The 20103-nt window shown below is 36.9% G+C and carries 23 protein-coding genes; 20 read left to right on the forward strand and 3 right to left on the reverse strand.

From position 1 onward, the window contains the following. Positions 1-16: 16 nt before the first annotated feature. Positions 17-445 carry a transposase gene (locus AC3FI7_RS03075; RefSeq protein ID WP_343658332.1) on the forward strand — a complete coding sequence of 143 codons (429 nt, stop codon included), beginning with the start codon at positions 17-19 and terminating at the stop codon, positions 443-445. A 22-nt stretch (positions 446-467) separates the two neighbouring features. After that, positions 468-791, forward strand: a complete 324-nt coding sequence (locus AC3FI7_RS03080) for an AsnC family protein (RefSeq protein WP_142722598.1) — start codon at positions 468-470, stop codon at positions 789-791. 113 nt (positions 792-904) lie between these two features. Here AC3FI7_RS03080 and AC3FI7_RS03085 read toward each other — a convergent pair whose 3' ends face one another. Continuing rightward, a complete protein-coding gene (locus AC3FI7_RS03085; protein ID WP_343658333.1) occupies positions 905-2200 on the reverse strand; it encodes an NRAMP family divalent metal transporter in 1296 nt (431 codons plus the stop codon). Positions 2201-2476: 276 nt separating this feature from the next. Between AC3FI7_RS03085 and AC3FI7_RS03090 the strand changes: the two genes are divergently transcribed. The 10 genes from AC3FI7_RS03090 to AC3FI7_RS03135 all read left to right on the forward strand — a co-directional run bounded on the left by AC3FI7_RS03090 (position 2477) and on the right by AC3FI7_RS03135 (position 10200). Next, entirely contained in the window at positions 2477-3136 is a 660-nt protein-coding gene (locus tag AC3FI7_RS03090; protein ID WP_491461371.1) for a MarR family winged helix-turn-helix transcriptional regulator, read from the forward strand. Positions 3137-3176: 40 nt separating this feature from the next. Next, on the forward strand, positions 3177-4667 hold the full coding sequence (gene crtID / locus AC3FI7_RS03095) for a bifunctional phytoene desaturase/3,4-desaturase (protein ID WP_142722601.1): 1491 nt from the start codon (positions 3177-3179) through the stop codon (positions 4665-4667). Between the two features lies 1 nt (position 4668). Continuing rightward, positions 4669-5505, forward strand: a complete 837-nt coding sequence (locus tag AC3FI7_RS03100; RefSeq protein ID WP_142722602.1) for a phytoene/squalene synthase family protein — start codon at positions 4669-4671, stop codon at positions 5503-5505. Positions 5506-5550: 45 nt separating this feature from the next. Further along, positions 5551-6024, forward strand: coding sequence for an SRPBCC family protein (locus AC3FI7_RS03105; RefSeq protein ID WP_491461372.1), 474 nt, complete (start codon positions 5551-5553; stop codon positions 6022-6024). After that, a complete protein-coding gene (locus tag AC3FI7_RS03110) occupies positions 6021-6473 on the forward strand; it encodes a sterol desaturase family protein (RefSeq protein WP_142722604.1) in 453 nt (150 codons plus the stop codon). The genes AC3FI7_RS03105 and AC3FI7_RS03110 overlap by 4 nt, the downstream gene beginning before the upstream one ends. Beyond that, complete coding sequence (locus AC3FI7_RS03115; RefSeq protein WP_491461373.1) at positions 6473-7159, forward strand: lycopene cyclase domain-containing protein; 687 nt, start codon at positions 6473-6475, stop codon at positions 7157-7159. Before AC3FI7_RS03110 ends, AC3FI7_RS03115 begins: the two co-directional genes overlap by 1 nt. Next, a complete protein-coding gene (locus AC3FI7_RS03120; protein ID WP_142722606.1) occupies positions 7149-7691 on the forward strand; it encodes a lipocalin family protein in 543 nt (180 codons plus the stop codon). Before AC3FI7_RS03115 ends, AC3FI7_RS03120 begins: the two co-directional genes overlap by 11 nt. A 42-nt stretch (positions 7692-7733) precedes the next feature. After that, positions 7734-8324: a GTP cyclohydrolase II gene (gene ribA, locus AC3FI7_RS03125; protein WP_142722607.1), complete on the forward strand. Its 591-nt coding sequence runs from the start codon at positions 7734-7736 to the stop codon at positions 8322-8324. Between the two features lie 51 nt (positions 8325-8375). After that, positions 8376-9809 (forward strand): SDR family oxidoreductase, encoded by a 1434-nt coding sequence (locus tag AC3FI7_RS03130; RefSeq protein ID WP_491461374.1) that lies wholly within the window; start codon positions 8376-8378, stop codon positions 9807-9809. Positions 9810-9900: 91 nt separating this feature from the next. Next, positions 9901-10200: a hypothetical protein gene (locus AC3FI7_RS03135; protein WP_343658337.1), complete on the forward strand. Its 300-nt coding sequence runs from the start codon at positions 9901-9903 to the stop codon at positions 10198-10200. Positions 10201-10328: 128 nt separating this feature from the next. Here the strand turns inward: AC3FI7_RS03135 and AC3FI7_RS03140 are convergent, their stop codons facing one another. Then, the gene (locus AC3FI7_RS03140) at positions 10329-10946 is read right to left on the reverse strand and encodes a Crp/Fnr family transcriptional regulator (RefSeq protein ID WP_343658338.1); all 618 of its coding nucleotides are present in this window, start codon (positions 10944-10946) and stop codon (positions 10329-10331) included. 199 nt (positions 10947-11145) lie between these two features. Here AC3FI7_RS03140 and AC3FI7_RS03145 point away from each other — a divergent pair, with 199 nt between their 5' ends. The 6 genes from AC3FI7_RS03145 to AC3FI7_RS03170 are packed head-to-tail and all read left to right on the forward strand — an operon-like array spanning position 11146 to position 18428. Continuing rightward, positions 11146-12621: a hybrid sensor histidine kinase/response regulator gene (locus AC3FI7_RS03145; protein WP_491461375.1), complete on the forward strand. Its 1476-nt coding sequence runs from the start codon at positions 11146-11148 to the stop codon at positions 12619-12621. 5 nt (positions 12622-12626) lie between these two features. Continuing rightward, entirely contained in the window at positions 12627-16235 is a 3609-nt protein-coding gene (locus tag AC3FI7_RS03150) for a response regulator (RefSeq protein WP_491461376.1), read from the forward strand. A gap of 15 nt (positions 16236-16250) precedes the next feature. After that, positions 16251-16616, forward strand: coding sequence for a response regulator (locus tag AC3FI7_RS03155; protein ID WP_172616985.1), 366 nt, complete (start codon positions 16251-16253; stop codon positions 16614-16616). Beyond that, on the forward strand, positions 16617-17447 hold the full coding sequence (locus AC3FI7_RS03160; RefSeq protein WP_491461377.1) for a CheR family methyltransferase: 831 nt from the start codon (positions 16617-16619) through the stop codon (positions 17445-17447). It begins immediately after the preceding gene. 11 nt (positions 17448-17458) lie between these two features. After that, positions 17459-18037, forward strand: coding sequence for a chemotaxis protein CheB (locus tag AC3FI7_RS03165; protein WP_142722614.1), 579 nt, complete (start codon positions 17459-17461; stop codon positions 18035-18037). A 19-nt stretch (positions 18038-18056) separates the two neighbouring features. Continuing rightward, a complete protein-coding gene (locus AC3FI7_RS03170) occupies positions 18057-18428 on the forward strand; it encodes a response regulator (RefSeq protein ID WP_142722615.1) in 372 nt (123 codons plus the stop codon). 41 nt (positions 18429-18469) lie between these two features. Here the strand turns inward: AC3FI7_RS03170 and AC3FI7_RS03175 are convergent, their stop codons facing one another. Beyond that, complete coding sequence (locus AC3FI7_RS03175) at positions 18470-18757, reverse strand: hypothetical protein (RefSeq protein ID WP_343658342.1); 288 nt, start codon at positions 18755-18757, stop codon at positions 18470-18472. 155 nt (positions 18758-18912) lie between these two features. On the opposite strand from AC3FI7_RS03175, the gene AC3FI7_RS03180 reads away from it, so the two are divergent. Together AC3FI7_RS03180 and AC3FI7_RS03185 are read left to right on the forward strand one after the other, a co-directional pair. Beyond that, entirely contained in the window at positions 18913-19593 is a 681-nt protein-coding gene (locus AC3FI7_RS03180; RefSeq protein WP_491461378.1) for a MarR family winged helix-turn-helix transcriptional regulator, read from the forward strand. A 95-nt stretch (positions 19594-19688) separates the two neighbouring features. Then, on the forward strand, positions 19689-20075 hold the full coding sequence (locus AC3FI7_RS03185; RefSeq protein ID WP_491461379.1) for a hypothetical protein: 387 nt from the start codon (positions 19689-19691) through the stop codon (positions 20073-20075). Positions 20076-20103: the final 28 nt, after the last annotated feature.

The raw sequence follows: 20103 nt of genomic DNA on the forward strand, positions 1-20103 counted from the left end.
AGATGTTTAAGAAATTATGGAATTTAAGAATATTCATATTGGCAGTTTAATTGAAAAAAGGGTTTTGGAGTGTGAATTAGAATTAGGGAGAATTTGTAATTTCTTTAAATGCAGTATTGAAGAAGTTGAGAAAATGTATCAGCTGAAAAGTATGGATTCTGAACTTATACTTCGATGGAGTAAACTGACAGATTATGACTTCTTCAGAGTGTATTCACAACATTTAATATTATATTCTCCTAAGGCAGTAAACAGCAGTAAAGTTAACACTACAAATCTCCCAAAGTTTAAAAAAAATATATATACCCAAGAGATTATTGAGTTCTTTTTAGAACTGATAAACTCGGGAGAGAAAAGTAAAAGGCAGATTATTGAAGAATATAATATTCCCAAAACTACTCTTTATAAATGGATTGTTAAATTTCCCGAATCTCATAATGTCTGAAACCTAATATTCTTATAATATCATGAAAAGATCTTCACCAAATTATATAAAAATTTATTCTGATATTATTCAGCGGAAGTTTCCTCATAAAAAAGAGGAATGTGAATGGTTTCTGACAAAAAAAGAGCTGTCTGCTGTGGATATAATAGAGCTGAATAAAAGAATTTTTGGAACAAAGGATGAAGAAGTCAAAAAGATGAATCAAAAACTTCGTTCCTATAATAAATCTGATATTCTGGATATACTCACTTACCAGAAAAATAATAAAATGAGTAATCTTAAAGTAGCAGAACACTTTGGATTAAGCAGAAATACAATGACAAAATGGAAAAGGATGTTTAAATAATTAAAAATTATTGTAATAAGATTGTTATAAGTTTGGGAATGGGAGCTCTTTAAGGGCTCCCATTTAATTTATTCGATCAGTCTCTTTTTTCTAAAGTATTATATCGGTTTAATTTAAATAGTAAACAGCATTGCTACAGAAGCTGTGGCCATGAATATGAAAGTAGCCCATAATAAGATTTTTGAAAGCCATCGGCTTTTGAATTCCCCCATAATACGCTCACTTGCTGAGATCCGGATGATGAGAAACAACAGAGGGACTGCAGCCACGCCATTTAATACAGCTGTATAAACGAGAGCTTTAACAGGGTTGATGCCAATGAAATTCATGCACAGACCAATGAGTGTTGATATGATGATGACAATATAAAAACCCTTGGCCTTTCTGAATGTGAAACCAAAACTCGCATTCCAATCGAATGCTTCAGAAACAGCATATGATGCTGAGCCTGAAAGAACGGGAATCGCAAGCATACCCAAACCGATAATTCCAATTGCGAATATAATCTTGGATATCAATCCCGAATGAGGAAAAGACTGTACAAGAGGCTCTAAAGCTTTAGCTGCATCCGCAGCTGTATTGATATCGGTGATATGGCTTCCATGGAGTACCGTTCCTCCAACCAGTATAATACACCAGGTTGTAAATTCAGAAATAAGCATACCTATATTATTATCTTTTCTCATGGCATGAATATGAGCCCATCCGATTTTGGGTTTTCCGTCCCGGATCAGCCCTTTTTCATTTTCTTCTTCTACCTCCTGGGAAGCCTGCCAAAAGAACATGTATGGCGTAATAGTAGTCCCAAATACTCCTGTGATAATGAAAAGAAAACTGAAAGAAAATTCAAAGTGAGGGACAATGGTTGCTTTCAGTACCTCTTTCCACGGCTGATCAATGATAAATGCCGTAAGAGGGTAAGCAAGAAGGGATAATGCGAGCCATTTAAGTATTGTTGAATAAACACGGTAATTTGTGAAAATCTCCAGAAGGAGTATGCTGACAGTAAAGAAAAGCATTAATACAATAATATCAGCAGGAATAATTAATTGTGCCGCCGCCGCCATAGCCCCGATATCTGCCCCAATATTAATGGTATTGGCAATAATTACCAGCCCGACAGCACTGTAAAGTATCTTTTTACTGTAATGATCTTTGATCACTCCCGTTAGTCCTTTTCCTGTCACCATTCCAATTCTTGCGCAAGCTTCCTGAACAGCGGTCATAAATGGTAGCATGTAAAGCGCTGTCCATAGCTGTCCATAACCAAATTGTGCACCTGTCTGAGAATAAGTAGCAATTCCGGACGGATCATCGTCGGCAGCACCAGTTGTTAATCCTGGGCCTAATAATCCAAAGAATTTTTTGATTTTTCTGGTTCGGGTTTGAACATAACGTTTAGCTGACATACCGTATGGGAAATTTGTTTCTACAATATACTATTTAAATGAGATTCATCTTTTTATTTTCATCTTTTTCTTAGAATTTCGGCTGGAAGTCAGTAATAAGGTTAAAGATAATTTATGGATTATTAAATGCTGTTGTGTAAAAGCCTCTGGATTCCGATTCTTTGCTATCAATTAAACCGAAAGATAGTTCATAAATATTATACTATTTAAATTAAATGTATATTTATATTCTTTTATTATAAATTATAAGTATATTTGTATACTAATTACCAGGATATGGATTATAATCTTTTAAAAGCAGTTGTGGAATTAATTCAACAATTTGCAGAAGAAAATAGAGGTAGTGCTTTATACAGCAATGACCTTCAGGGCTTTATAGAATGGATTAATGCTTCTCATAAAGAAAATTATTTATCTGAAGAGCCTTCTTGGAAGGGTAAGGATATGGGGAGAAGTTCAGAAAGTGTAATCAATACTTTACTGATAAGAATAGGGAGATATGCAAAATCATATTCTAAATCTGTGATTAATGATTCTCTGTTCTCCAGTCAGGATGACTTCATATATCTTATCAGTCTGAAATCTATGGGGCCTATGTCAAAAATAGACTTGATCAGACACAATGTACATGAAAAACCTGCCGGAATTCTTATCATCAACCGTCTTATTCATAATGGATGGGTTGAGCAGGCTATTTCCGAAAATGATAAAAGGAAAAAGCATATTCAGATTACCCAAAAGGGTCTTGATATGCTGGATCAACATATGAATAAGATTCGTAAGGCGTCGAGGATCGTAGTAGGGCGCCTTACCTATTCTGAACAAATGCTGCTTATTGGTATACTTTCAAAGCTGGATGAATTTCATTCTTCGGTTTATCGGATGAATCTGGAAGCAAGAGATTTGCTGGATAATGCATACAAAAAACTGAACTGAGCTGCTAAAAAGTACCATCGTAAAATATTTAATAAGGATTATGAATACGGAGAAATCAAGAAAAAAAATAGCGGTAATAGGTTCAGGATTTTCTGGACTGTCTGCAGCTGCATATGCAGCAAAAGCAGGAAATGAGGTACATGTATTTGAAAAACATAATCAGCCGGGAGGACGGGCAAGACAGTTCAGAACACCGGAAGGATATGTTTTTGACATGGGCCCTAGCTGGTATTGGATGCCTGATATTATTGATGGGTTTTTCAATGATTTTGAAATGAACTCTGATGATTTTTTTCAGCTTGTTTCTTTAGACCCTCAGTTTGAGATGGTTTTTTCAGAAGAAAAAATCTGTATTCCCAGAAAGAACAGTGAAATCCGTGAATTATTTGAAAAAATAGAAAATGGAGCGGGCGGGCAGTATGATAAGTTTATGCAGTCTGCAAAATATAAATATGAAGTGGGAATGCAGGATTTTGTTACCAAGCCCTGTTACAGCTGGCTGGAATTTGCTTCTTTAAAAATAGCAGGGAGTGCCTTAAAACTTGATCTTTTAAGTAATTTCAGAAAATATGTTTCAGGTTATTTTTCAGATCCTAAGCTCAGATCCCTGATGGAATTTCCTGTTATATTCCTGGGAGCTTCCCCTCAGAACATTCCGGCGCTGTATAGTCTGATGAACTACGGAGGGTATGTTTTAGGTACAAAATACCCCATGGGAGGTTTTTATCAGCTTGTGCTTGCTATGCAGCAGGTTGCTGAAAAACAGGGAGCTGTTTTTCATTTTAATCATGAGGTTCAGAAGATTAATACGGCAAATGATAAAGTTGTTTCAGTTAGTATTGATGACAAAGATTATGAGTTCGATGCAGTGATTGCCTCTTCAGATTATCACCACACGGAAACCCTGATTCCTAAATCCCTAAGAAATTACAATAACACTTATTGGAAAGAAAAAACATTTGCGCCTTCATGTCTGATTTATTATCTGGGAATCAAAGGTAAAATTCAGGGTTTAAAACACCATACATTATTCTTTGAGAATGAGCTTGATGACCATATAGACTGTATTTATAAAAATAAGAAATGGCCGGCAAAACCACTTTTTTATTCCTGCTGCCCATCAAAAACAGATCCTGAGGTTGCTCCTCAGGGTTGTGAAAACCTGTTTTTACTGCTGCCTCTTGCACCGGGAATATATGATGACGAGTCTACTAGGGAAAAATATCTGCTGGAAATGCTTAAAAGGATAGAAAAACATACAGGAACAGAAGATCTCCTTTCGAGGATTGAGTATAAAAAGAGCTATTGTGTCAGTGATTTTATTTCAGATTATAATGCTTATCAGGGAAATGCTTACGGATTGTCTAATACACTGTCACAGACTGCTGTTTTAAAGCCCAAAATCAGAAACAGGAAGATCAGGAATCTTTTCTATACCGGACAATTGACAGTTCCTGGACCAGGAGTACCTCCTTCGGTGATCTCAGGGAAAATAGTAGCAGCGGAAGTTAATAAACTAAAAATAAAATAATATGAAAAAATTGTTTGATGATTTGTCTTACGATGTAAGCAAATATACCACACAAAAATACAGTACCAGTTTTTCTTTAGGGATATTGGCATTGAAACCTTCCATTAGGCCTGCTATTTATGCAATCTACGGCTATGTCCGTCTTGCAGATGAGATTGTTGACAGTTTTCACGGTTATGATAAAGAAAAGCTTTTGAAAAGATTGAAGACAGAAACCTATCATGCACTCGAGGACAGAATATCACTGAATCCTATTTTACACTCATTCCAGGAAACTGTTCATCAGTATAAGATTGATATCCGCCTCATTAATCAGTTTTTGCACAGCATGGAAATGGATCTTTATAAAATAGAATATAATTCAGCATTGTATAATGAATACATTCATGGTTCTGCAGAAGTGGTGGGGCTGATGTGCCTGCAGATATTTACAGGAGGAGACAGGCAGCAATTTGAGGAGCTTAAACCATTCGCCATGAAACTGGGTTCTGCTTTTCAGAAAGTCAACTTTTTAAGAGATCTTAAAGATGATTATCAGCTATTGGGGCGAAGCTACTTTCCTTCTTTGAATATGTCTGTTTTTGACAATTCTGTGAAAACTCAGATAGAAAATGAAATTGAAGAAGAGTTTAAAGAAGCATTAAAAGGAATTAGGAAACTGCCGGGGTCTTCTATGTTTGGGGTTTATCTTGCCTACAGGTATTACCTGTCATTATTTGAAAAAATTAAAAAAACAAGTTCCCAGCATATCCTGAAGCAAAGAATAAGAATAGCCAATTCACAAAAGTTGTTTGTTGCGTTCAAAAGTTATATACGCTACAAATCTGCTTATTTATAAGGCACTGGAAATATTTGTGCTGAATGTATTAATAAAAAAATAAAAATGGTATACAGATTATATAGAGAGCAACAGCTGAACTGTGATATTGATATGGCATGGGAATTTTTTTCTTCGCCTCATAATTTATCGAAGATAACTCCGAAAAGCATGAATTTCGTTGTCCTGTCGGATGTTTATGATGAGCCTATTTTCCAGGGAATGGAAATCCGGTACAAGGTTTCTCCTTTGTTGGGAATTCCGATGGGATGGAAGACTGTAATAAGCCAGGTGGAGGATTATAAAAGTTTTACTGATTTTCAGGAGTCCGGCCCTTACAAATACTGGAACCACTTTCATGAATTTCTTCCGGATAAAAACGGAATATTAATGAAAGATACTGTAGACTATGAGCTTCCTTTAGGAATATTAGGAACAATAGCTCATAGGTTATTTGTAAAAGAAAAACTGGAAAGTATTTTCGATTTCAGGTATAAAGTTTTGAATGATCTTTTTAATAACAAATTAGGGGAAATATGAATTTTCTGATCGTTTTGTGTGTGTTTATTGCTATGGAAGGAGCTACCTGGCTTATTCACAGGTATGTCATGCACGGCTTTTTGTGGAGTCTGCACCGTGATCACCATGATCACAGCAATGAGGGAAAGCTTGAAAGAAATGATCTTTTCTTTTTCATTTTTGCGAGTCCGGCCATCGCTTTATTGTACCTAGGTGTAAAGCAGGAATTCAGCTATTGGTTTTTTATTGGTCTGGGAATAAGTCTCTATGGAATGGCTTACTTTTTTGTTCATGATATTTTTATTCATCAGAGGGCAAAAGTTTTCACAAAAACAAAGAATCCTTATTTTCTTGCTATACGCCGTGCTCACAAACAGCATCACAGGCATCTCGGGAAAGAAAAAGGAGAGTGCTTCGGTTTTCTTTGGGTTCCGGTTAAATATTTTAAAATGTATTTTAATAAGCAATGATGTCTTATACCTACATACTGATCAATTTTTTCACTGTCATTATATGTTTTTTGGCATCTTTTGACAGAAGGATACAATTTAATAAGCATTTTGGAACTTTCCTGCTTTCATCCACAATTGTAGCGATTCCTTTTATTCTGTGGGATATCTGTTTTACCAGGATGGGAGTGTGGTGGTTTGATCTGAAATACACTTTAGGATTTAAGATCGCCGGACTTCCGGTTGAAGAATGGTTGTTCTTTTACTGTATTCCTTTTGCGTGTGTTTTTACGTACTATTGTTTTGAGAAGTTTTATAAGCTGGCCTGGGCAGAGGTCTTCAATAATCTGATTGTTTTCACATCAGTGATTATCCTTGCTGTAGCCGGACTTTTGTTTTTTAATAAAATATACACTTTGCTGACGGTGATCGTAACCATCCTTACATTGTGTTATCTGCATTTTATAGCCAAAAAAGAATGGATAGGAAAGGTGAGTCTCGTGTATCTTATTTTAATGCCGGGCTTTTTTGCGGTAAACGGAATCCTTACCGGATCTGTAATTCCGTCCCCTGTCGTTAATTATAATCCGGAAGAGTTTATGGGAATAAGAATGATTACCATTCCTGTTGAAGATGCTGTTTATGGTTACAGTCAGTTTTTACTTAACATTTATTTCTTTAAAAAATTGAATAAAAATGAAAAATAAAATAATTTTCGCCCTATTAATAGCCTTTGGATGCATATTGATTTCCTGTTCATCCATCCCGGAAAAAGCAGAACCTGTTAAAAACTTTGATATCAGCAAATACCTTGGGACATGGTATGAAATTGCGAGGTTTGATTATCGGTTCGAAAAAGATCTTGATAATGCAATAGCTCAGTATAGCCTGAATGGTGACGGAAGTGTAAAGGTGGTCAACAGCGGATATAATTTTAGAAAGAACAAGTGGGTATCGGTTGATGGCACGGCGAAATTCCGTGGAGACAAGACCGTTGCAGCGCTGAAGGTAAGTTTTTTCGGGCCTTTTTATGCCGGATATAATGTGATTGCCCTTGAAGATTACCAATATGCTTTGGTTGCCGGAAAGAACTTGAACTATATGTGGATTCTTTCACGGAAAAAAAACATTCCTGAAAACATCAGGGTTAACTTTATGAAAAAAGCAAAGGAAATTGGTTATGACACTTCAAGGCTTATCTGGGTAAAACAGGATAGAAAAAGTCCTTTTGAAAAATAACACTTAATAACATATAATTTTAAAACGATTAATATTTAGACCATGCTCAAAATACAAGCACAATCCAATATACCGACGGATTACGGAATATTTACTGTTTATGCATTTTCAGGAAGTGAACAGGACTGGAGCCCGCATTTAGTCTGGGTGGCAGAAAATACAGATTTTGATAAGCCGGTTAATGTCCGCTTTCATTCAGAATGTATCACAGGAGAAGTGTTTCATTCTAAAAAATGCGAATGCGGGCAGCAGCTGAATGCTGCTATGAAATATATGTCTGAAAATGGAGGTGTGATTATTTATCTCCGCCAGGAAGGCCGGAATATAGGGATCATCAATAAGCTGAAAGCTTATGCGCTTCAGGAACAGGGATTTGATACTGTGGAGGCAAATCTGAAGCTGGGTTTACCTGCTGATGGAAGGAATTTTGATGCAGCAGTAGAAATGCTGAAAATTCTCAGGATCAAAGAAATTAACTTACTGACGAATAATCCGGATAAACTTAAATCTGTTGAAAAAAGCGGTATTGTCCTCAAAAGAAGAATCCCTTTGGAGATAGATTCCAATGAATTGAATGAAGGCTATCTTATCAAGAAAAAAGATTACTTTGGCCATCTTTTAGAGAAAATATAATGGGATCTCAGCCTGCCGGAAAATTGTAATGATCTCTAAAATACAATAATTATGGAGAAAATACTGCTTACAGGAGCTACCGGATATATCGGTAAAAGGATGATCAGTGTAATTGCTGCTCAGGGATACAGAGTAGTCTGCTGCTGTCGGGATATCAGCCGTTTTACCAGGAGTACGGAAATTGATGATGAACAGATAGAGCTCATAGAGGTTGATTTTCTAAAACCGGAGACCTTAAAGAATATTCCGGAAGATATTGCAGGTGCATATTATCTGATGCATTCTATGAGCAATATGGATGATTATGAAGATTCTGAAAAGAAATGTGCTTCTAATTTTGCTCATTATATAGAAAAAACACAGTGTAAACATATCGTTTATCTTTCCGGTCTTGTGAATGAAAAGGAATTATCAAAGCATTTGAACTCAAGGTATGAAGTTGAGAAAATTCTAATGGAATGTGCAGTGCCTGCAACAGTTCTTCGGGCCGGAATTATAATTGGCTCAGGAAGTGCTTCTTTTGAAATCATCAGAGATCTTGTTGAGAAATTACCCGTCATGGTAGCTCCCAAATGGCTCCATACCCAATGCCAGCCGATAGGTATCGCCAATGTGCTTGATTTTCTCATTTTTGTTTTGTTGAAGCCTCAGGCCTATCAGAAAAACTTTGATATTGGCTGTGATGATATATTAACCTATAAAGAAATGCTATTGCAGTTTGCAAAAGTAAGAGGCCTTAAAAGAACAATTTTTACACTGCCGGTTATGACTCCGAGACTTTCTTCATACTGGCTCTATTTTATTACCTCTACTTCCTACAAACTGGCGAAAGCTCTCGTGGGAAGCATGAAGATAGAGGTTGTCTGCAGGCCTGAAAGTCTGGCTGAAATCAAATTGATTACCGGAGTACGGCCTTTTTCTTACGATACTGCATTGAAAAGAACACTCGCAAAGATACAGGCCAATGAAATTGTATCCAGCTGGAAAGACAGTTTTATCAGCAGCCGGAATGATTCGACATTAAAAGAATTTCAGGATGTTCCTAAATACGGATGTTTTACAGACCTCAGAAGTGAGGTGTATGACGACAGGGAAATGTGCCTGAACCGGATATTCCGGATAGGGGGTATTAATGGTTGGTACGGACAGTATCTTTGGAAAATAAGAGGTTTTCTCGATAGGCTTGTTGGTGGCCCTGGATTAAGGAGAGGCAGAAGGCATCCTATGGAGCTCAGAGAAGGAGATGCGCTGGATTTCTGGAGGGTCTTGTATGCTGACCGTAAAGAAGGAAAGCTTATTCTGCTGGCTGAAATGAAACTTCCGGGAGAAGCCTGGCTGATGTTTAAGCTTTATAAAAATAAAATCTGGCAAAAAGCGGTATTCCGGCCCAGAGGAATATGGGGCAGGCTTTATTGGTTCATGGTGCTGCCATTTCATGGATTTATATTTAAAGGAATGATTAAAAGACTTGGCGGAAGAAAATAACCTTTTGACTTTAAGAAATTTTTAACATTTTGAATAGCTTTTAGGCATGGGTATTGTTTATTTATATACCAAATTACTTAAATATTATATTATGAACAATTCAGATTACAACAAAGCAGAAAAGGCAGTTAACGAAACAGAAAACTCTTTGAAAAATGCAGCGAACGATGCAAAATGGAAAATCTCTGATCTGGCAGATAAAGCGAGGGATTATATCAATGAAAAAAGAGATAATGATCAGGAAGCGACACAGGAAGATTGGCTTGATAGGGTAAAATCAAACTTTTCTGAGACTTGGGAAGATATCAAAGATAAGGCAGATGAGGCTTGGGAGAAAACGAAAGATGCGGCTGAAGATGTAAAAGCTGAATGGAGAAAGAAAACAAATTAATGTTAGTTTAAAGAAATGACCGGAAATCTTAAGATTTCCGGTCATTTTATTATGTGGTATATTTATAGTCTATTTTTTTATTTGAGACATGTTCGGTTGAGTTATTTAGATTTCCGCAATCCAGAAGATTAATATAGTATTCTCCGGCCATCAAGTTTTATCACCTCATTGGTTACCATCTTTTTCACTGTTCTGATTACCGTTTCAACCCTCAATCCAGTAAGATCAGCAATTTGCTGGCGGGTAAGCTCAATGGGAAAACAGTGCTGACAGTCCCCATCATGATAACTCTTAAGATAATCGAGTAAGCCTTTTAACCGTTGGGCAGGATCTGATGATGCCATATTACGGACCATTAAACTGTTATAATAAAGCCTTTGTGATAGACACATATTCATTTCCAGCGAAATATCGGGATTGCTTTTTAACATTTCCATGAAATTATTTTTAGGCATTCTTATGATTTCGGTGGGTTGTAAACTTACAGCATTGGTAGGATAAAGTTTCTCGATAAATAAAAGAGGATCACCAAAACTTTGATTTTTGCCTAAAATATTCAGAATAAATTCTTTTCCGTTTTCATTAAATGTATTCAGTTTCACTTTTCCACTGATAATCTGAAAGTAATACTGTGAATGCTCACCTTCCTTGAAAATAAACTCTTTAGACCTATAAATGATATTTTCACCCCCGAATTCGTAAAGAGTTTTCTCATCGATATTCATACAACTTACTGTTTTTTTCATAGGTTTTATTTTTCTGAAAAATTAGAGAGAATTTTTTTAAATCCAATAAACAATTTCAATCCTCATGCCATTGACATCTTCTCCGTAAAATGTGGTATGAAATCCTTATTGATAATCCCTTAAAAATTGCTGCTTTTTAAAATATTGTGAGTATTTTTGAGGCTAAAGTATCTGTAACTAATTATTGATTTTAACTTCTATGATTTTAATTGTTGATGACAACCAAAGTAATCTTTACTCCCTTCAAAAATTGCTTGAATCTAAGGATTTCCAGGTAGAAACAGCCAGCTCAGGTGAGGAAGCGCTTGGTAAAGCACTGAAAAATGACTACGCCTTAATCATTCTGGATGTTCAAATGCCCGATATGGATGGTTTTGAAGTGGCTGAAACACTCGCCGATTACAGTAAAACCAAAGAAGTTCCCATCATATTTTTATCCGCTGTCAATACCGATAAAAAGTTTATAACAAGAGGATATGCTTCTGGTGCCAAAGATTATGTTACCAAACCCGTAGATCCTGAAATTCTTCTTCTCAAGGTAAAAACATTCTATAATCTTCAGGAACAGAATATTGCCATGAAAAAAACACAGCAGAATCTTGAGCTGGAAGTGAAAGGAAGACGGGAATCTCAGGTAACCATGAAATCCCAGATTGATCATTTTCATTTAATGCTGGAATCACTTCCCCAGATTGCATTTACCCTGAATGAAAAAGGAACGGTTGATTTTGTGAATGGGAAATGGTACCAGTATTCTGATTCTGAACAGAGTTTTCCCGAAACCCATCCTGACGATCACGATATCAAAGAAGAATTTGAAAGATGCATGAGAAAAGGCAAAGCTCTTGAATTAGAGATCAGAATTAAGAATGTTATTTCCGGAGAGTACCGTTATCATCTGCTTCGGGTAACCCCTGTATATGATGAGAACCGTATCAAAAACTGGGTTGGAACTTTTACTGATATTGATGATCAGAAGAAAGTGGAAAAAGAAAAAGATGAGTTTTTGAGCATTGCAAGCCATGAACTAAAAACTCCTTTAACCAGTATTAAAGCTTATGTTCAGCTGCTGGAAAGAAAATTAAAGCTGGATAAAGAAAGTTCTGAAGCCGGATTTGTAACAAAAGTCCAGGGGCAGATTGAAAAGCTGAACACCCTTATTACTGATCTGCTGGATGTTTCCAAAATAGAAAACGGGAAACTGAAAATCAATAAGAAACCGGTTAATCTGGAAAGTGTAATCAGCAATGCCATTGAAATAATACTCCAGACTCATGATGAACGCAAAGTAAAAATTGAACGTCATGGCACCAAACCGGATATTCTGATTCCTTTAGATGAAATCCGTATAGAGCAGGTGTTGATTAATTTTCTTACCAATGCGATTAAATATTCACCCCATAACAATCAGGTTATTGTGACCACATTTGTAGATGAGGAAGCACAGGAGGTAAGAGTTAATGTAACAGATTTTGGAATTGGTATTCCCGATTTTAAGCAGGATGCTGTATTCAAAAAGTTTTACCGTGTAGAAGAGTCCTCACTGCAGTTCCAGGGAATGGGAATCGGATTGTTTATCTGTGCAGAAATTATCAAGCAGCACCACGGAAACGTCGGTGTTTCCAGTATAGTAGATGAAGGCTCTACCTTTTATTTCACTTTACCATTAAATTAATTTTCATGCCGAAAAAAATTATAAGAAATCTCCAGTTTGGAGTCGGTTTCTCACTTTTGATTTTAATAGCCAGCTCACTGGCTTCCTATTGGAGTATTCAGAATCAGATGAATCATCGTGAGAGTCTTTCCCGAAGCAGACGGTCTGTAACAGCGGTAAAAGATGTTTTGGTAGCCTTACTGGATGCTGAAACAGGAAACAGGGGATATCAGCTGACCGGAAGAGAAGACTTTCTTGAGCCGTATAAGCGCGGCTTAAGAGAATATCCCAAAGCTTTGGTACGTGCAGAATCACTAGGACTGCAGGATCAGAATCAGCTGGAAAGGCTTGCCAGCCTGAAAGCTGCGGTCAATCAGGTAATGGAAAACCTGAAACAGCTGGTTGAAAACAGACGTAAAGGTATTGTCATGACCCAGCAGCAAATCGTGACAGGTAAAGGCTATATGGATCAATGCCGGAAAATTGTCAATGATTTTGTGCAATATGAAGAAAGTCAGCTTGAGATTAAAAATAAGGACTTAAACAGGTCGTCCGATACTACTGTTCTTTTTATTATGTTCTCGGCCCTTGCAGCAGTGGTGGTAACAGTCTTCTTTTATATTAAAATGCGGGCAGATCTGATCAGGAGAGATAAGCTGGAGAGAATGCTTAAAGAAAAAGATCAGGAGATGACACGCCGTGTAAGTGCTATCCAGAAGATTGCCAACAGAGTGGCCAACGGTGATTACAGTGAAAAGGTCATTGATCATTCAGAGGATGATCTCGGAGATCTTGTAGGGTCTCTTAATCATATGACAGAATCCCTTAAAATCTCTTTCGATAAAATTAATAAAAGTGACTGGCGGCAGAAAGGTCTTGCTTTACTGAATGAATCTTTAGTGGGAAATAAATCGGTAAAAGAAGTTTCTGATAAGGCTTTAAAACAGCTTATTGAATATGGAAGCTGTATCAACGGTTCACTATACCTGTACGATGAAGGGATTTTAAAACTGAATAAAGCATTCGGACTGGAAGCCAATATGAAAAAGGTTTTTGAACCGGGAGAAGGGATGGTAGGACAGGCCTTTATCAATTCCAAAACCCGGGTTTACAATAACCTTCATGAAGATGATTTTGTAGTAACTTTTGCCAGCAGTACAATCAAGATTTATGGGATACTGCTGATCCCGATTTTTGCAGACGGACATGCTATAGGAGTTTTAGAGCTCGGTTCTACCTCCAATTTTGAAGAAGACAGAATCAGTTATTTTGAAGAATGCTGCATCAATATAGGAATTGCATTAAGTGCGGCAAAAGGCAGAGAAAAAGAGCAACAGTTACTGGAAGAAACCCAGGCTCAGTCTGAAGAGCTGCAGGTGCAGCATTCAGAGCTGGAAAACCTCAATACAGAGCTGGAAGCACAGACCCAGAAGCTTCAGGCTTCAGAAGAAGAGCTGAAAGTGCAACAGGAGGAGCTGATGCAGGCCAATGCAGAACTGGAGGAACGGTCAAGATTACTGGAAGAAAAAAATCATCTGATTGCTGAACGTAATAACGAAATTCAGAAAAAAGTGGAGGAACTGGCTCTGAGCACGAAATACAAATCAGAATTCCTTGCCAATATGTCCCATGAATTGCGGACTCCTCTGAATTCAATTCTTCTTTTATCACGCTTAATGGTTGAAAATCCTGATGAAAATCTTAATGAGGATCAGATAGAATCCGCAAAGGTGATCCAGAGCTCAGGAACAAGCTTATTAACACTAATTGATGAAATTCTGGACTTAGCCAAAATAGAGTCCGGTAAAATGACTCTTGAATATCAGGAAGTGAGTATCGAAGAGATCATACAGGATTTAAAAAGCCTTTTTAATCCTGTATTCCAGGAAAAGAATCTTCCATTTAATATTCAGATTGATCCTGATGTACAGAAGGTTATTGAAAGTGACCGCCTCAGAATCGATCAGGTATTGAGAAACTTATTATCGAATGCTTTAAAATTTACAACAAAAGGAAGCATTGACCTGAACATCAGCAAGCCTATCGGAAAACCTGATTTTATTATGTTTTCAGTAAAAGATACCGGTGTAGGAATCGCAGAAGATAAACAGAAGATCATTTTTGAGGCATTTCAGCAGGCTGATGGATCCACGAAGAGAAAATTTGGAGGTACCGGACTGGGACTGTCAATCAGCCGTGAGATTGCCAAACTTCTTGGAGGCGAGCTTGTCCTGAAAAGTGAACTGAACAAAGGAAGTGAATTCAGTTTTATTATTCCTATATATGCCGTTGCCGAAACCACTCCTTCTGAAACAGATCAGGATATTGTAGAAATCATACGTGAAGACGTGGAAGAAATCCAGAATATTCTTGATGAAGGTGAAAAAGAAACTATTCGGCCGAATACACTGGAAATTCCTGAAGATGTGGCAGATGACAGAGATGATATTAAGGATGGGGACAGGGTTATTCTTATTATAGAAGATGATATCCATTTTGCGAAAGCCCTTTTGAAATATGCCCATTTACAGAATTATAAAGGAATAGTTGCCGTAAGAGGAGATCATGGTCTGCCAGCAGCCAGGAAGTATAATCCACATGCGATCCTGCTGGACGTTCAGCTTCCGGTGAAAGATGGCTGGGAGGTAATGGATGAGTTAAAGTCGGATCCTGTCACCAGGCATATTCCTGTACATATGATGTCTGTTCTTCATCTTAAAAAAGAAAGCCTTATGAAAGGAGCTGTTGACTTCATTAATAAGCCGGTGGCGCTGGATAAAATGACAGATGTATTCAGGAAAATTGAAGACGCATTAAAAAAAGGGCCTCAGAAGGTGCTCATTGTCGAAGAAAATGCTAAACATGCCAGTGCTTTGTCCTATTTCCTGAGTAACTTTAATATTTCATTATCTGTGGTTCATAATGTAGAGGACAGTGTAAAAGCGCTGACCTCTGATGTTGTGGAATGTGTTATCCTGGATATCGGAAGTTCAAAAGGAAACGAATATCATGTTATCGAATCAATCAAAAGTTATGAGGGGCTGGAAAACCTTCCCATCATTATCTTTACAGAAAATAATCTGTCGAGGGAAGAAGAGCTGAAAATAAAACAGTATGCAGATTCTATTGTCGTAAAAACAGCACATTCATACCAAAGAATTTTAGATGAAGTAGGTTTATTCTTACATTTGGTGGAAGAAAAAAACAGTTCATCTGAAAGTACTACAGGGAGGGTATTAGGATCTTTAACGGAAGTTCTGAGCGGAAAAAAAGTTCTTATCACTGATGATGATGTCCGGAACATTTTTTCCTTAACAAAAGCGCTGGAAAAGTATAAAGTTGAAGTTATTGTTGCCATGGACGGTAAACATGCACTGCAGCAAATTCAGCAGAATCCTGATGTAGATGTTATTTTAATGGATATGATGATGCCGGAAATGGATGGCTATGAAACGATAAAGGAAATCAGGAAAATGCCGGCATTCAAAAGACTGCCTATTATAGCCGTTACCGCAAAATCCATGATTGGAGAACGTGAAAAATGTATTACGGCAGGAGCTTCAGATTATATATCGAAGCCGGTAGATATTGATCAGCTGCTGTCACTTCTTCGTGTTTGGTTGTATGAAAGTTAAACAGATATAATTCTGATGAATAAGAAAATTTTAATTGTGGATGATGATCCACGTAATATATTTGCATTGAAACTCACTCTTAAGGCCCGTGGATATGCTGTTGAAACCTGTACAATGGCCCAGGAGGCATTCGCTATCCTGAAGTCTGATCATCAGTTTTCTGTTGTGCTTATGGATATGATGATGCCGGGAATAGATGGATATGAAGCGGTAAAAATCATAAGAAGTACCCCGGAAATCAAAAATATTCCGGTCATTGCTGTGACTGCACAGGCGATGCCTGAAGACCGTCAGAAATGCATCGAAGCAGGAGCTGATGACTACGTTTCAAAACCAATTGATGTGGATCTTTTAATAACAGCTATAGAAAAATTTTCATAAATGCTGGAACCGAGTATTGTAAAAGATAAAGAAGTCGAATTTCTGATCAATGATGTCTATGAGATGTATGGCTATGATTTTTCGGGCTATAGCAGGGCATCATTTAAAAGAAGAGTCAACAGGATCTGTTTGCTGGACAGGTTTACCAGTTTCGCAGAGCTCAGATATACCCTCATGAATGATCCTGAATATTTAAAACGATTTGTAGAGGAAGTTACGGTAAACGTTACTGAAATGTTCAGGGATCCTTCTTTTTTTAAAACCTTAAGAGATAAGATTCTGCCGCAGCTGGGTACTTATCCTCTGATCCGAGTATGGGTGGCAGGCTGCTCAACAGGTGAGGAGGCTTATTCCATAGCGATTCTGCTGAAGGAAGCAGGGCTTTATCATAAATCTCTGATTTATGGTACAGATCTTAATCCTTCTGTTCTGGAAACAGCAAGGGCCGGTGTTTTTCCCCTGCAGCAGATGAAACTTTATTCTGAAAATTATATGCTTTCAGGAGGGATCAGAGACTTTTCTGATTATTATACCGCCAATTATGACAGTGTGAAATTTGACGGGAGTTTACAGGAAAAACTTATTTTATCTACGCATAATCTGGTGTCAGACAGTTCTTTTAACAGCTTTCAGCTGATTATCTGCAGGAATGTTCTGATTTATTTTGATAGAGAACTGCAGGAAAGGGTATTCAAACTTTTTGACAGCAGTCTGGAAAATTTGGGTTTTCTGGCTTTAGGGGCTAAAGAAACACTTAGGTTTTCTACCATAGATAAGAATTATCATCAGGTTGAAGATCAGAAAATTTATAAAAAGATTGATCATCACTAATAGTTACTGCTATGAAATCACAGACAGACATAGAATTAATTGTTATTGGGGGGTCAGCAGGAAGCCTGCAGGTCATCATTGAAATGATCAAAAGCCTGAATGATTCCCTGGAGATTCCCATTTTACTGGTCCTTCACCGGAAGGCCCAGTCAGGTGATATTCTGCGGACTTTGCTGGAGCAGTTTACAAAAATACCGGTGATAGAAGTTGAAGATAAAACAGAAGTTAACCATCGGGCAGTATATGTTGTCCCCGCAGATTATCATTTGCTTTTTGAGAATAAGAGAAATATGTCATTGGACAGTTCCGAAAAGATGAATTATTCCCGTCCTTCAATAGATGTCACTTTCAGGTCAGCAGCAGAGGTCTACGGCGAAAATATGATCGGTGTGCTTTTGTCAGGAGCCAATGCAGATGGAGTGGAAGGCCTGAGTTATATAAAAAAATATAATGGAAAGGTCTGGATTCAGGACCCCGAAACAGCAGAAGTGGAATATATGCCCAAACATGCAATAGAAGAAATTGATTATGATTTAATTATCAGGCCGGATAATCTGGCAGATTATATCAATCAATTGCAATATTTGTAAATAGAATAAACTGAATAATATGAGTAAAAAGAAAATTTTAATTTTTGATGATGATACGGCTATTTTAGAAGTGATCACCATCATATTTGAAGAAAACGGCTATGATGTCAAAATATCAGAAACATCACATGATATTCTTGAAAAAGTGTCAGCGTATCAGCCGGATGTTATTTTAATGGATAACTGGATTCCGAAAATCGGTGGGGTGGAAGCAACAAGACTTCTTAAAAGCAGTGAAGAATTCAAGCACATTCCTGTTATTTATGTTACAGCAAATAATGATATCGTTGCTTTAGCATCAGAAGCCCAGGCGGATGATTATGTTTCAAAGCCTTTTAATCTGGATGATCTTGAAATGATGGTGGAAAAGCATATAAAAGAACAGGTATAAAAATTAAGCCAGTAAAAATCTCTCAGAATGTTGAGAGATTTTTATTTGTTTTCTAATGCCATCATGATCTGCCTTTTTGTCAGGCATAAAGTGTTCACATTATAAAGCAGAGAACGAAGTAAGAGATAAAGTTGGGGATTACCCATAATAGCATCTGAAAATGTATTGACCAGTATTAATTTTTTTGAAACTATATTCTGTGCAATAACATATTCATTGCTGACATCCACATCAATATTTAATTCTTTCTTTATGATTAAATTAAAATATTGATCAATAAGATACTTATCATCAACAGGATCTGATAATTCAATTTTTGTTTCATCCATATCGTTTATTGTTAAACTTTAATATGCAAATTTTATACCGTCTGAACAAAAGATATCTTTTAAACAGCTGATTTATACAGTGCTTTCAGTAGCAATGTTAATACTTGTTCCAGGTTACAATAAAAGAAGTATATTTGTATACTATTTTATTTGAAATGAATTTTACACTTATCAAAGACTTTATGACGCTCCTTGAGCAATTTGAGTCGGAAAATCAAACTTCTCCGGATACTTATCCTGTTACTGTTGAAGGTTTTAAGTCCTGGATCTCTGATAAGGAGAATGCAGGATCTGCGGATCCTCTTGAAGAGCCATACTGGGAAGGAAAGGAAAACGGAAGAACCCCGGAAAGTGCTATAAGTACATTGCTTGTTCACCTCAACCGGTATGCAAAAACATATTCCAAATCTGCCATCTCAGATTCGGAATTTTCCACCCAGGAAGATTTTATTTATCTGATCAATCTGAAAGCTTTTGGAGAGATGACGAAAATGGCTCTGATCAAAAAAAACATTCATGATAAACCGGTAGGTATGCTTATTATTGCAAGACTGCTGCGCCAGGAACTGGTGGAGCAGACAGAATCTGAGATAGACAAACGAAGCAAGCTCATCCGTATTTCAGAAAAGGGACTGGTTGTTCTTGAAAGACAAATGGAAAAAATTCGTCAGGCAACGAATATTGTTGCCGGAAACCTTACCCATAAGGAAAAGATGGATCTTATCCGTATTCTTAATAAGCTGGATCGTTTTCATTATCCTATTTTCTCACGGAATATTCATTCTGATGAGCTTATCAATACCGTGTATGACGAGTATTCATTCAAAATGTCATAATATATGATATAAATTTCCGCCGAATACAGCTTTATTTACTCTGGTATAGGTTATTTAAAATCATTCTTAATGGAAAAATTTATAATTTTGACAGAGTGAAAAAGCTGATTTCCATATTATTGTTATCATTGTATTTGGTTTCTACTACCGAACTGTATCAGCTTTTGAAAATGCCGCTTCTCATTGAGCACTATATTCAGCATAAAAACCTGAATCCTGAAATGTCACTTGCCGCATTTCTGAAAACCCATTATGATCATCCTGTAAAAGACAGTGACCACGATCAGGACCAGAGACTGCCTTTTGTTTCACATGCAAGTCTGCTGTCTGTGGCTTTTACCATCAATCCTTCCTTAGATTTTCATTGTATAGAGAAGGTATTTAATCCTATTGAGACCAAGAAGACTTTTTATAAAAGTGCTCTTTACAACAAGGAAATTCTCAACTCTATCTGGCAGCCGCCAAGATCTCATCAGTCTTAATCTGTTTTCTCAGTCAGTTTTTTGGCTG

The sequence above is a fragment of the Chryseobacterium sp. TQ-BC-N36 genome, assembly GCF_058382295.1.